The 13,771-nt window shown below is 41.7% G+C and carries 11 protein-coding genes; 8 read left to right on the forward strand and 3 right to left on the reverse strand.

The features are described 5' to 3' along the window. Window positions 1-119: 119 nt before the first annotated feature. Both ACVFI8_RS20660 and ACVFI8_RS20665 read left to right on the forward strand, forming a co-directional pair. On the forward strand, window positions 120-713 hold the full coding sequence (locus tag ACVFI8_RS20660) for an SCO family protein (protein WP_457872540.1): 594 nt from the start codon (window positions 120-122) through the stop codon (window positions 711-713). An 18-nt stretch (window positions 714-731) separates the two neighbouring features. Further along, window positions 732-2,237: a methyl-accepting chemotaxis protein gene (locus ACVFI8_RS20665; protein ID WP_248711708.1), complete on the forward strand. Its 1,506-nt coding sequence runs from the start codon at window positions 732-734 to the stop codon at window positions 2,235-2,237. A gap of 125 nt (window positions 2,238-2,362) precedes the next feature. Here the strand turns inward: ACVFI8_RS20665 and ACVFI8_RS20670 are convergent, their stop codons facing one another. Both ACVFI8_RS20670 and ACVFI8_RS20675 read right to left on the reverse strand, forming a co-directional pair. Further along, the gene (locus ACVFI8_RS20670) at window positions 2,363-3,112 is read right to left on the reverse strand and encodes an oligogalacturonate-specific porin KdgM family protein (RefSeq protein WP_248711707.1); all 750 of its coding nucleotides are present in this window, start codon (window positions 3,110-3,112) and stop codon (window positions 2,363-2,365) included. Between the two features lie 71 nt (window positions 3,113-3,183). After that, the gene (locus tag ACVFI8_RS20675) at window positions 3,184-3,429 is read right to left on the reverse strand and encodes a hypothetical protein (protein ID WP_457872541.1); all 246 of its coding nucleotides are present in this window, start codon (window positions 3,427-3,429) and stop codon (window positions 3,184-3,186) included. 763 nt (window positions 3,430-4,192) lie between these two features. Between ACVFI8_RS20675 and htpG the strand changes: the two genes are divergently transcribed. The 5 genes from htpG (at window position 4,193) to hemH (ending at window position 11,353) form a co-directional block, all read left to right on the forward strand. Beyond that, window positions 4,193-6,103 (forward strand): molecular chaperone HtpG, encoded by a 1,911-nt coding sequence (gene htpG / locus ACVFI8_RS20680; RefSeq protein WP_248711705.1) that lies wholly within the window; start codon window positions 4,193-4,195, stop codon window positions 6,101-6,103. 161 nt (window positions 6,104-6,264) lie between these two features. Then, complete coding sequence (locus ACVFI8_RS20685) at window positions 6,265-7,419, forward strand: sugar ABC transporter substrate-binding protein (protein ID WP_248711704.1); 1,155 nt, start codon at window positions 6,265-6,267, stop codon at window positions 7,417-7,419. Beyond that, window positions 7,416-9,536, forward strand: coding sequence for a diguanylate cyclase domain-containing protein (locus tag ACVFI8_RS20690; protein ID WP_457872542.1), 2,121 nt, complete (start codon window positions 7,416-7,418; stop codon window positions 9,534-9,536). Before ACVFI8_RS20685 ends, ACVFI8_RS20690 begins: the two co-directional genes overlap by 4 nt. 89 nt (window positions 9,537-9,625) lie before the next feature. Continuing rightward, window positions 9,626-10,270, forward strand: coding sequence for an adenylate kinase (gene adk / locus ACVFI8_RS20695; protein WP_457872543.1), 645 nt, complete (start codon window positions 9,626-9,628; stop codon window positions 10,268-10,270). A gap of 96 nt (window positions 10,271-10,366) precedes the next feature. Beyond that, window positions 10,367-11,353 (forward strand): ferrochelatase, encoded by a 987-nt coding sequence (hemH, locus tag ACVFI8_RS20700; RefSeq protein ID WP_248711701.1) that lies wholly within the window; start codon window positions 10,367-10,369, stop codon window positions 11,351-11,353. Window positions 11,354-11,425: 72 nt separating this feature from the next. Here the strand turns inward: hemH and ACVFI8_RS20705 are convergent, their stop codons facing one another. Further along, on the reverse strand, window positions 11,426-11,809 hold the full coding sequence (locus ACVFI8_RS20705; protein WP_457872544.1) for a DUF2750 domain-containing protein: 384 nt from the start codon (window positions 11,807-11,809) through the stop codon (window positions 11,426-11,428). A gap of 252 nt (window positions 11,810-12,061) precedes the next feature. On the opposite strand from ACVFI8_RS20705, the gene ACVFI8_RS20710 reads away from it, so the two are divergent. Further along, window positions 12,062-13,651: an ABC-F family ATPase gene (locus ACVFI8_RS20710; protein WP_248711699.1), complete on the forward strand. Its 1,590-nt coding sequence runs from the start codon at window positions 12,062-12,064 to the stop codon at window positions 13,649-13,651. The last annotated feature ends 120 nt before the right edge of the window (window positions 13,652-13,771 follow it).

Raw genomic sequence — 13,771 nt, forward strand, 5'->3', positions numbered from 1 at the left:
CACATTGGTAATGTGCTGATAAGTTTTAATCATCGACCTAACTGTTAATCGGTTTGGATGCTTGTCATTTCATAAAAATTGATAATCTTTCTCGCTAATTATGGATGAATTAGTCATTTATGGTGTTTGATAAAAAAACAATTACCGCTTCGTGCTTAATATTATTGGCTATCGTGCTAATACCTTTGTTGCTAGTTATATCACAAATATTTAATGGCGGTTATGGGCTTAAAACATCTCATCAAATGGTTGATTTTAAGTGGCAAGATGTCTCCGGCGATTGGCAGCAATTTAGCCAATGGGTGCAGGGGCCAAGCTATGTATTCCTTGGCTTCTTAGGCTGTTCAGAAGTCTGCTCGATGCGAATAGGACAAATGGGCCAATTGAACAGTTGGCTGGATTCTTTGCCTGCATCTCAAGGACAAAACGTGAATTTTCTGTTTATCACTATCGATCCTGACAACGATACTCCAAGTATTAGAGCTCAGCTTATTGATTCTCGTTCAGACCGTTTTTTTAGTGCCACTCTCCCGCCAAGCGAATTAACTAAACTACAATATAGTTTACGAGAAAAGCTAAACGCTGATGAGGCTACGCTAAATCATGTTGGTAATTTATATTTATTTTCGTCGAATGCTACTTTGCAGCGTATTTACACGCAATGGCAGCTGTCGGTCGAAAGTATGCAAGCCGATTTACAGCCCCTATTATAATAAAAAGAGAATTAATCTATGAGTAGCGATAACGTTAATACTGAACAAACTTTGCGTAACGATGTTTATGTTTTGCGATTACTGTTAATTCAGCCGCCAATATTATTCATTAGTGGCTTATTAGGCTCGCAACTTACCTTCTTTGCCATTATTAGCGCTATTGCTATTTTGCTCATTACTTTGGCAGCCTATCAATTGCTTAAAGGTACCCACCTTTTTGGTATTGTGGCGGCAGTATTGATGATGACTACGTCAGCAGCATTGATTCAAACCCAAATGGGAATGATTGAAATGCATTTTCATATTTTTGCGTCGATGGCCGTGTTTCTCATTTATCAACGGTGGCAGCCCTTGCTTGCAGCCCTATTAACGGTTGCCGTACACCACCTTTTGTTTACTTATATTCAGTTGCAACAGGGCAGCATGTTTGGCCAACAAATAATGATTTTTGCGGGTGAATGTAATTGGAATATCACTTTTATTCATGCAGTATTTGCCGCAGTAGAAACGGCCATATTGATGCTGCTTGCGTCTTTTATGCGTCGTGAATCATCGGCTAATCAGCGTATTGCCATAGCCATTAAAACTATCTCAGAGAACAAAGACCTCACTATTCGTTTGAATTCTGAAAGCAGTTCCGCTGAGCTGGCGTTTAACTCGATGTTAGATCAATTATCGCAGCTATTTACCGATTATAGAGATATAGCAAAACAAATGAGTACCACGACAGACGAGCTTAAGCACACCAGTGATTTAACTCAGCAAGAGGTAAACATTTACGAACAGCAAGCCAATACTATTTCACATACCGCTCAAGATGTTATTCAGCGAATTAATGAAGTAGCAGATAATAGTCACATGTCAGCCACCCAGGCTAAAGAAGCGGCGACCTCTAGTATAAGTGATAGGCAAAGCGCCTTAAACGTAATGAAAGATATGGGCTTACTGGAAGCGAACACTACAGAAGTGAGGGGCTCTCTAACCGATTTAACTTCCGAGGTGAGCGCCATTACTAACCTGTTGGAAGGCATTCGTAGTATCTCTGAGCAAACCAATTTATTAGCGCTAAACGCTGCCATTGAAGCCGCTAGAGCGGGGGAGTCGGGTAGAGGGTTTGCGGTAGTAGCCGATGAAGTAAGGTCATTGGCGCAACGCACCAGTCAATCTACCGATGAGATATCTACCGTACTCAATCGGCTCAATGTAAGTATGCTTAAAACGGTCGAATCAATGGACCTTGGGCAAAAACGTACCGAAGACAATGTAAAACATACTAACAATATAGCTGAAGGTTTGGGGCTACGTTCAGAGCAAATAGGTCAAGTAGCACAGCTAAGTGAACAGGTGGCAGACGAAACCAAGTCACAATCTGCCATTTTGACCAATGTGGGTAATGACATATTAGAGAATACCGACTCCATTCAAAAGTTAGCTTTACAAGTTCAGGAATTAGCGAGCGCCGCAGAGAATATTCAGCTTATTGCCAAAGCTTACCAAACTAAGGCGGCCACTTATAAAGTCTAGTAGCATTGCTCGCTGCAAGCTTGCAAGTGTAAACCCCAAGTAGATAATAGGGCTTTAACTAAAAATAAAAACCAAGCGCTGGGCGCTTGGTTTTTTAATAGGCATTGTTTAAGTTTGTCGCTTACTTAGAACTTGTACTTAACACCGATACGCGTTTTAAGTTGACGTTCGTTGGTTTTACTACTCACGCTTGAGTTCCATAGCTCGAAGTATGGGCGCCAGTTTTCAATTTGGTAGCCAACAAATAGACCTAAATCCCAGTTGTCTGCACCATTATCAAACTGTCTGTCTTTGCCTGTATCAACGTCAAATTCATGGCTGTACCAGTAGTTGGCTTCATAATCTAATTTAAGATTAGGCATGCTCTTAATTTTATAGCCACCGGTTAATGTTATCTTAGATTTATTCCAAGTTTCACCACCGTAAGAGCTTGCTTCTTCCGAGTATTTACGGATTTCGTAGCGGTAACGAAGCGCAGTTTTTAAACCAAAATCAGACTTGTAGCCAACGCGAAATTGCGGCTTATAGGTAATTCTGTTGTTGCCGAAGGTAATCGGCATCCCTGGATGTACATACCATTTTTTGTTTAATTTGTGCTTATAGCCCCAATCAAACTCTGAATCACCACGTTGTAAGTTTTGTAAGAAGCCACCCTCGGTGCCATCGGCGTTTTCACCGCTTTCAAACTTCATTTCTACGCTGTAGTTCCAGCTACCTGCGTCACTCACTTTTGTCGAGTCACCGATTTTAATACGTCCAGCATGCTGTTCAGTTTCATGCTTGTATTCAGTACGGATATCAAGCTGTCCGGCGACGGCTGTGCCACTTAAAAAAACAGCGGCAATGGCAATTGGTAAGGTTTTCATTTTATTCATGATAAAATCCGTTTTGTTATAGGGCTTTATAAAGCCCGAGTTTTAGGTTTTATTTTTAGTTTTACTACTTGTTAAGGGTAAAGCAACTCTACGTCGCGCTCAGCCCATATTTCTGCGAGGTTTTTCTTTACGGTGTACTTCGATAAATCTAACAATTGTAGATTACTTTGCTTCATTGATGCAGGCACCGCGTCTGAGTTTAGGACCTCACGGTTTGCTTTTATCACATCTTCATTAATAAAGACGAAATCTGCTGCGGTTGCTACTGAGCTAATTGCAAGGCATACGGCGATAGCAAGAGGTTTATAGCTTGTCATTGAGGTTCCTTGTCGACACGGTCACTATGTAGTTATGTAATACAATTGAATGATATTTAGAAATCACAGGCTTATCTGTGAACTCGATCGAATTATTAAGTATTTTTGTATGATTTATTGCTGGGGTGTAAAAAAGTGTGCACTAGGTAGCATATACAGCATTTCCCATGTGCCGTTCGGCGGGTAATCAACCGTTACTTAGTGTAGGAGGGCAAGCAATAAATAACTAGCGCAAAGCGCTTTAGTGCTGGTGAAGCGTTAACTCCTCATAGTTAGGGTTTTATAGTGGGCTTGTGCTTTAGTTAAGCTTATTCGTATGCTGGCTATGAAACAGATGTGCTTTCGTATCGGAAGGCAAGTCTAGTTTGAAACCTAAGAGAATCCATGGTTGTTGTGACTCACTTGCTTGTTACTATCTTATCCAATCGCGGTCACGCCCACCCCTAGTGTTAAGCACACTACTGTTGATTGCGCAGGCAACTGCCAGTGGTGCTGGCATCAACTAGCCAAGATCACTTTTAAGCTATAGCCCTTCTTTTGTATGACTAAATGTTTATATTCATGTGAGTTAAGGCGGATGAGTGCTGAGCAATTTTTCTCAACAAACCGGTATGTTAAGTGCTTCAACAACAGATCCCCCTCTTAAACCCAGTTATTAAGCTTCCTGTAGACTTTTTTAACTTAGTTACTTGAAATCAAAATGGCTTACCCCCATATCGTTTATCAACTAAAGAAGTATGTTTAAAAGCAAGGAAATATAACGATGACTGATGCAGTTCATGCTGAGACTCATGGCTTTCAAACTGAAGTAAAGCAATTACTTCAATTGATGATCCACTCCCTTTATTCCAATAAAGAAATCTTTCTACGCGAATTGGTGTCTAACGCCGCCGATGCCGCCGACAAGCTTCGTTTTAAAGCTCTAGAAGATAACTCGTTGTTTGAAAACGATGGTGACTTACGGGTACGTGTAAGCTTCAACCAAGATGCTAAGACCATTACATTGTCGGATAACGGCATTGGTATGACACGCGATGAAGTGATCGAGCATTTAGGTACAATTGCTAAATCTGGTACCAAAGAATTTTTTGGTCAGCTAAGTGGCGATAACGCCAAAGACTCTCAACTGATTGGCCAGTTTGGTGTGGGTTTTTACTCAGCCTTTATTGTTGCTGATAAGGTGACCGTAGAAACTCGTGCAGCTGGGGCTGAAACAAGCCAAGGCGTACGTTGGGAAAGTGCAGGAGAAGGTGATTACACCGTTGCCGATATCACTAAAGAAAGCCGTGGTACCGACATTATTCTGCACCTTCGCGAAGACGAGCAAGAGTTTTTAGATAGCTGGAAAGTTCGCTCTATCATTACTAAGTACTCAGACCACATCTCTATTCCTGTGCAAATGTGGAAAGACGAAACCCCTGAGTCAGATGGCCCAGACGGCGAAAAAATAGCGGCGGTACCTGGTGAGTGGGAAGCAATAAACAAAGCCACTGCGTTATGGACTCGCACTAAAAATGACATCTCTAAAGATGAATACAACGAGTTTTATAAGCATATTTCACATGACTTTGCCGACCCGCTAAGCTGGGCGCATAACAAAGTTGAAGGTAAGCAAGATTACACCAGCTTGTTATACATTCCGAGTAAAGCGCCGTTTGATATGTGGAACCGCGAGCGTCAACACGGGCTTAAACTGTATGTACAACGTGTATTCATTATGGATGACGCTGATGAGTTTATGCCGGGTTACCTGCGTTTCGTGAAGGGTGTGTTAGATTCAAACGACCTTCCGTTAAACGTATCTCGTGAAATTCTTCAAGATACTAAAACCACCGCTAATTTACGCAGTGCGTGTACTAAACGTGTGCTTACTATGCTTGAGCGTATGGCGAAAAATGATGCTGAGAAGTATCAAAGCTTCTGGGCAGAATTTGGTCAAGTATTAAAAGAAGGTCCCGCCGAAGATTTTGCTAATAAAGATCAAATCGCTAAGTTGTTGCGTTTTGCTTCTACGCATAGTGATAGCAGCGAACAAAACGTTTCGTTTGCCGATTACATCGAACGCATGAAAGAAGGCCAAGATAAGATTTACTATGTTACTGCAGATGGCTACGCCGCTGCTGCTAACAGCCCGCACCTAGAAATCTTTAAGCGTAAAGGCATTGAAGTATTACTGATGCATGACCGTGTAGATGAGTGGTTAATTAGCCACCTATCAGAAGCTGAAGGTAAAACGTTGGTGTCGGTAACCAAAGGTGATTTAGACCTTGGTGACTTGGATGACGAAGAAACTAAAAAGCAAAAAGAGCAAGATGAAAGCGAATACGCAAGCTTTGTGACTCGCGTTAAAGACAGCGTTGGTGACAAGGTTAAAGATGTGCGCTTAACGTACCGCTTAACCGACACGCCTTCTTGTATTGTTGTTGATGATAACGACATGAGCACCCAAATGCAGAAGTTGATGCAAGCGGTGGGTCAAGATGTACCAGAGCAGAAGTATATCTTTGAGCTTAATCCCCAGCACGCTCTTGTTAAGCGCATTGCCGATGAGCAAGATGAAGAGAAGTTTGCTGAGTGGGTAAGTCTTCTGCTTGATCAAGCCACCCTGGCTGAACGCGGCAGTTTAGAAAACCCTTCTGATTTCATTAAGCGTGTAAACCAACTACTGGCATAAGCGTTTATTTGAGCTATAAAAGCAGCACTCAGTGCTGCTTTTTTTTTATTTAAGTAAATAATCAGAGAGTTAGTGCAAAGATAAAGCGATAGATCGTTGCTACAATAAAGCTACAAAATCAATTTATTTTGGGAAGAATGATGCGAATATGGTTTCTAGTATTGAGTTTGACATACAGCTGTTTCGCAGTCGCTACTACTAAGGTCACTTTGTGGAATGCGCATAACCCTTCAGCCTATCTTGACGCTGCGATTCAACAGTACGAACAATCCCACGATGTGCTTATTGAAAAAAATAACTTTTTATCTGAAAAGCTCCGTGAAGAAGTGTTAAATCAAGCGAGAACCAACACTCTACCAGACATTCTTTATGTACCGAGTGACTTTGTGGGAATGCACGATCTGATTTCTTTAACGCCAGTGCCTAAGGATTGGTTGTTGCCTACCACTGATGCTCGGGTATTAGGAGCAGGTTATACCGATGGGCATCAGTACGGTATACCGTTGTTTCAAGGAAATCATTTAGTACTTTATTACAACAAGTCACTGGTAAAGCAACCCGTGGATAACTGGTCGGAATTGCTGAAGCAACAGTCACAATTTACTGAAAAGGGTCTGCAAACTATCGTTTGGAACTATTCCGAAATGTATTGGTTTATCCCATTTCTTACGGCCTTTGATGGTTGGCCAATAGATAATGGTAAAGTGACTTTAGATACACCTCAAATGCGTAGCGCTTTGGCTTATTACAAACAACTAAAAGATCTGGGTTTGGTTGACCCTAACTGTGATCATGACTGTAGCGTGCAGCGATTTAAAGACGGTGAAGCTGCTTACATGATTAATGGTGATTGGATTTACAACGACCTTAAACAAAACCTCGGCGAGCAACTGGGTGTTAGCTTGTTACCTAACATAGAGGGAAAACCTATGTTACCGATGTTTTCTGGCTATGTGTTGAGCTTTCCTCGCTTGTCTACCAGTGATCATAATTACCAACATATAAAATCGTTTGCTCTTTATATGCAGAGTAACGCTGCACAAGATATTATTTATCGTGAAGGGGGGTTATTGCCCTCGAATGTCGATGTTTTACAACAACAAACCGCTGAGCAAACTGAAAACGATAAAAATATGTTAAAGCAAATGGAATCTACCAAAGCGATGCCAAGCGACAGAGAGATGACGATAGTATGGCTAGCTATACAACGAGGTTTTAATCGTTACCTTGAGCACCATTACTCTATTGATCAAGCGACTCAATTAATGCAAAAAATCGCGGATAAAGAAGTCGCGAAACTCGGAACAATGAAATGACCATCAGGCTTCGGTCTATTACATTCATTCTACTGATATTGGTAGCGATCGTACCGGTTACGGTATTGTCTATTACTCTGTATAAACAGATGTACAATTTTACCTACCAGTCTGTCGATAGTCGTTTGGCGGCTTCTGCTAGCCAAATAACCGCGGAGCTTTCACATAGTAATGAAGTATTAACCAATGGTTTGCGTTTATTAGCAGAACAAGACAGCGTTATTAAGAGTATTGATGAACTTTTATATTCTATCCAATTACCAGCCATACTCGGTAAGTTTGTTGCGGATACACCCTTAGTTGAATCACTCTATCTCGTGGATGCAGATGGTTTTGTTATTGAATCATCGGGCGGCAACATTTTAGCGTTAGAACAGTCAAACATCTTACATCAAGACCGTGCCTCTCCCTTTATCACCGAAAAGATAGGCACCAAAAGTAAAATTTACTTAATCGATAATTACTCCTTGGTGACACGCAGTGGCATGCATCATAGCCTCGTTCATGTAGTGCCTATTTATAGTGATAATGCCATGGATCATGTGAATATAATGGGGTATTTGATAGCCGTAGTGCCTGTGTACGCACTCACAGATGCAGTCAGCATAGAATTACAAGACCAAGAAAGCTTAGCGATTTATTTCAAAGGTCAGCAGTTAGAAGGTAACTTAATCGGTGATGACAATTATGATGTCTCTCACTCTAGCAGTCTAATTTTGTCGGGTAGGGCTTATCAAAACTCTGTTTGGCTAAGTATTAAAGTAGGGCAACGACTAGAAACGCTAGACGCTCAAGTTCGCGACTCAATGGCACCAGGCATGGCGAGTAGCTTGATTGTCATTATCGTTATTATTGCTGTGGTGATGCTATTTGCCCACTTGGTATCAAAAGCATTTGGTCAACTATACGCGCTAATTAAAGATTTTGAAAAAGGTCGCCAATCAGAGTGGTTGGGCGAGAGCCACATTGCCATACAAGAGTTTGCAGATGTCTCCGCCTTACTCGCAGAAATGAAAAGTACCATAGGCGAACAGTTACATACGGTTAATAAAAAGAACAAAGAATTGGCCCGGATTGACAAGTTACGAGCAAGCTATTTAGAAGAAGTACAAAGCCTTAACAGTAAGCTAGAGTTTAAAGTAGAAGAGCGTACTAAAGATTTAGAGCAGTCTATGGATAAGCTCGGGCAAAGCCATTTTTTCTTTCAGCAGTTAATTCAATTTAGGCGTATTTTAGAATCTAGCGGCGGCAATCGAGAGATAGCAAAAGCGGCGATTCAAATATTAGCCGAATGTTATCCTAATGGCGGAACCATCATACATTTGCCTGCGTCACGCGGTCATCGAATGGTCAATGATTGTTTAGGGGTAGACGTTGAAAACTTTGAGTTGTTGCAAAGCCGAGTACTGGAAAAATCGCGGCGCAGTTGGGATCGGTTTAGTATCGAGTTTAAACAGCAATTAGTGAATGTATTTGGTATACGCTGTGGCAACGGCAGGATGGGTTGGCTGTTACTTAATGAAACCAAATTAACTGAAGACCAAAATAACCAAATATTGCTGTTTATTACCGAATTAAGCGCGTTTTTGGAAAATCGAACCTTAAATGAAGAACTCGATTTTGTCGCCCGCACCGATTCATTAACGGGGATTAAGAACCGTAAAGCGTTTGATGAATTACAGTTCTCTCTTGAAACGCAGTTAGATGCCGAGGTAGGGCTGTTTATTATTGATGTGAATGGCTTAAAGCAGATGAACGATCAAAAAGGCCATGAAAAAGGTGATCAACTGATTATCTCGGTAGCTAGGGTACTGGGAGAATGTTGCACAGGCATTACCGCTCACTTTTACCGTATTGGCGGGGACGAATTTGCTGCGGTACTTTCAGGCGAACAGTTGGCTTTAGCTGAGCAGTTAGAAGAGCGTTTAATGGCACGGCAAAACAACCGCGTTGGTATTGAGTTGGACAGCTTCGCAGGAGAGCCGTTAGTGAGCTTTTCGGTTGGTTACGCCTCTACCAACGATGTCGATTTTAGCGACCTTTATAAGCTGGCTGACCAAAACATGTATCACAACAAACAATCTTATTATTCAATACTTCGACAGACTGAACTTTAGTCTTGCTCCACTTGTAGTATTGGCTTCAGCAGTGTAAATTCACGTTTCGAATAAAAGCACTATAAAACTAGACCAAGGAACAGCATATTATGCGCATCATTCTTTTAGGCGCTCCTGGCGCGGGTAAAGGCACCCAAGCACAGTTTATTATGGAGCGTTACGGTATCCCTCAAATTTCTACCGGTGACATGTTACGAGCAGCAGTCAAAGCTGGCACTGCCCTAGGCATCAAAGCAAAAGAAGTAATGGACGCCGGACAACTAGTCTCTGATGAGCTTATTATTGGCTTAGTAAAAGAGCGTATCCTAGAAGACGACTGTGAGAAGGGTTTCTTGTTAGACGGTTTCCCTCGCACTATTCCTCAAGCTGATGCGATGAAAGACGCGGGTATCAAAATTGACGCAGTTTTAGAATTTGACGTCGCTGACGAAGAAATCGTAAAACGTATGAGTGGCCGTCGTGTTCACCCTGGTAGTGGCCGTGTATACCACATCGTATACAATCCACCGAAAGTGGAAGGTAAAGATGACGTAAGTGGTGAAGATCTTGTGATTCGTCCCGATGATGAAGAAAGCATTGTTCGTGACCGCTTAGCTATTTACCATAATCAAACTAAGCCTCTAGTGAGTTACTACGGTAAAGAAGCAGAACTAGGTAACAGTAAATACTTTAAACTAGATGGTACTCAATCTGTTGATGCTATCAGTAATCAATTAGTTGAATTGCTAGATTAATTGCTAATAATTCAGTAAAAAAAAGCGGCCTTTGCCGCTTTTTTTTATCCCCTAGATTACCGTACACTGTGCTTTCAACTTTGAAGGAATAATTGAATGCCGCAAAACGACAATGATTTAAAATGTGCAGTGGTTTTAGTTAATCTTGGCACCCCTGATCAAGCAACACCGAAAGCGGTAGCCAAATTTTTAGGCCGTTTCCTATCAGATAAGCGGGTGGTAAACCTCCCAAGAGTCTTATGGTTACCGCTTTTATATTGTTTGATATTGCCACTTCGTTCACGTCGTGTTGCTAAGTTATACCAGCAAATTTGGTTGAAAAATGGTTCTCCGCTGAAAGTAATTAGTGAGCAAATTCGCCATAAAGTTGCTAACAAGTTAAGCGGTAAGTACGAAGTGTATTTAGCAATGACGTATAGCTCACCAGACATTAAAGAAGTGATTGATCAACTGCTGGCTGCTGGCCACCAAAAAGTGTTATTGCTACCGCTGTATCCACAATATTCGGTATCAACCACTGCGCCAGTATTTGACGCCTATCATCGGGCCTTAAAGAACACTTATAACTTACCTGAGCTAAGAACCATTAAAGAATACTATGCCGAGCCGGCCTACATAGACGCTTTAGCTAATTCTATTAAACAACACTGGGACCTCACTGCCAGAGGGGAAGTATTGCTGTTCTCTTTTCATGGTATACCTGAACGTTATGCTCGAAATGGTGACCCTTATCCTCAACAATGTGAAGATACCGCGGCAAAAGTTGCAGCCGTTTTGGGATTAAAGCAAAACCAGTGGAGACTATGTTATCAGTCGCGGTTTGGAAAAGATCCTTGGATTCAGCCTTACACTGACCAATTGTTACGCCAACTAGCAGAGCAGGGAGTTAAAGCGGTGGACATAATATCACCGGCATTCTCGGCTGATTGTTTAGAAACCATTGAAGAAGTGTCTTGTGAGTTACGCGACGAATTTATCAATGCTGGCGGCGAGCAATATCACTACATCTCAGCACTGAACGATAGCGCGGACCAAATTGAGCTAATGTGTCAACTTATCGAAAAGCACACTAAGGGCTGGTAGAAATAAAAAAGCATCAGCTTCAATAGCTGATGCTTTAGCCAATCACACATAGATAATGGTGTGTTATCTAAGCTACTTTCTAAATTTGCCTAATGCGTCTTCAAATTCATAAGGCGATAAAATGAGGCCTTCTTCTAGGTCATTAGGGAATACTGCAATGTATAAATCATCGCCAGTTAACCCTTCAGTCCATCGGCTTCGCCACTTGTTTAATGAAATAGCTTCTGCTTTACAATGTTCCCATTCCCCAGTGGCCCAAGCCTGAGCAAACTCGCGATTAGGCCAAATGGGCACACAGTCTTCATCGTCTGAATTAAGCATGACACAGCCATCGTCATCGATCAGAATCCATAGCTGATTTTGAGCTTTCACTTCTTTAAGCAAATACTGGTAGCGGCGTTCACTGTCGAACTGTTGGATGTTAGCTTGTTGAGATGAGTCGATAGAATCAGACATAGTGAGTCCTTTTAAAAAGCAGATAGGATTAGCATAATTGAAATGTGTTAGGCAGTCATAAAAATCCTCTCTAAAACTTATAATTGCTCAAACCATCGACAAATGAACGATCGATTGATTATGCTTATGTGATCGTTGTCGTAATACGTGCGATGTTTAACCAAGTTGTGGCATAATGCGCGACCAAACTTTTAGTAAACAGTTTACGCGGCGATTTAAGCGAGCGTAACTTAACCAAGCGGAATTTATACATTGCTTACTTCTTCTAATATCACCATGCAATTTGGCGCTAAGCCATTATTTGAAAATGTCTCAGTAAAATTTGGCGAAGGTAATCGGTATGGCCTAATTGGGGCGAACGGTTGCGGTAAATCTACCTTTATGAAGATTTTAGGTGGTGATTTAGAGCCAAGTGCCGGCAATGTATCCAAAGATCCTAACGAGCGTATTGGTAAACTAAAACAAGACCAATTTGCCTTTGAAGATAAAGACGTTATCGACACGGTTATTATGGGTTATGAAGAGCTGTGGGCGGTAAAGTCTGAGCGCGATGCTATTTATGCAAACCCCGATATGACTGAAGAAGACGGCATTCGTGCTGCAGAACTTGAAGCAGAATTTGCCGAAATGGATGGTTACACCGCTGAAGCCCGCGCTGGTGAGTTATTGCTAGGGGTGGGTATTCCAATTGAGCAGCATTACGGCCCTATGAGCGAAGTTGCGCCAGGTTGGAAACTAAGGGTGTTACTGGCCCAAGTGTTATTTGGTGACCCAGATATTATGTTGCTTGATGAACCTACCAACAACTTGGATATTAATACTATTCGTTGGTTGGAAGGGGTGCTCAACGAGCGTAATTGCACCATGATTATCATTTCGCACGATCGACATTTCTTAAACAGTGTTTGTACCCATATGGCTGATTTAGACTATGGTGAGTTGCGAACTTTCCCTGGTTCATACGATGAGTATATGACGGCTGCTACCCAAGCTCGTGAGCAAATGTTGTCTGATAATGCCAAGAAAAAAGCCCAAATCGCAGAGCTTAAAACTTTTGTTAGTCGTTTTTCGGCTAATGCATCAAAATCTAAGCAAGCGACTTCTCGCGCTAAGCAAATTGATAAGATCCAGTTGGCCGAAGTTAAGCCATCTAGTCGCCAGAACCCCTATATTCGTTTTGAAGAAGAGAAAAAACTTCACCGCTTAGCCTTACAGATAGAAGGCTTAGAAAAGCGCTATGAAGAAACTCTATTTAAAGATTTAAATCTAATGGTCGAAGTGGGTGAGCGGGTAGCAATTATTGGACCTAACGGTATCGGAAAAACGACCTTACTAAAATGTTTAGTGGGTGATACTGAGTTTGGTGGTTCGATTAAATGGTCTGAAAATGCGCAACTTGGCTACTATGCTCAAGATCACTCCGCAGATTTCGAACAAGAAAAAACCTTGCTAGATTGGATGTGGCAATGGGGCAAAGAGGGGGATGATGAGCAAGTAATTCGCGGAACCTTAGGCCGCTTATTGTTTTCACAACAAGAAATCAACAAGTCGGTGAAAGTGATTTCTGGTGGTGAACAAGGCCGCATGCTATTTGGTAAAATGATTTTGCAAAAGCCAAACATCATGGTGATGGACGAACCCACTAACCACTTAGATATGGAATCTATCGAATCGCTAAACTTAGCCTTAGAAAATTTCCCGGGTACTTTGGTGTTTGTTAGCCACGACCGAGAGTTTGTTTCTAGTTTGGCGACGCGAGTTATTGAAATGACCCCTGAGGGTATCGTAGATTTCCACGGCACTTATGAAGAGTACTTACGAAGCCAAGGCTTAAGTGCTTAAGCTAGGTAAGTGTTAATAAAGCAGCCTAGGCTGCTTTTTTTGTGTCCAAGGTTTAGCATTAAACAAAAAGAATCCATAAATTAACTAACATGAGCAGCACAAGTCGCTGTGATTGGCAAT

This window comes from Agarivorans sp. MS3-6, assembly GCF_054112545.1.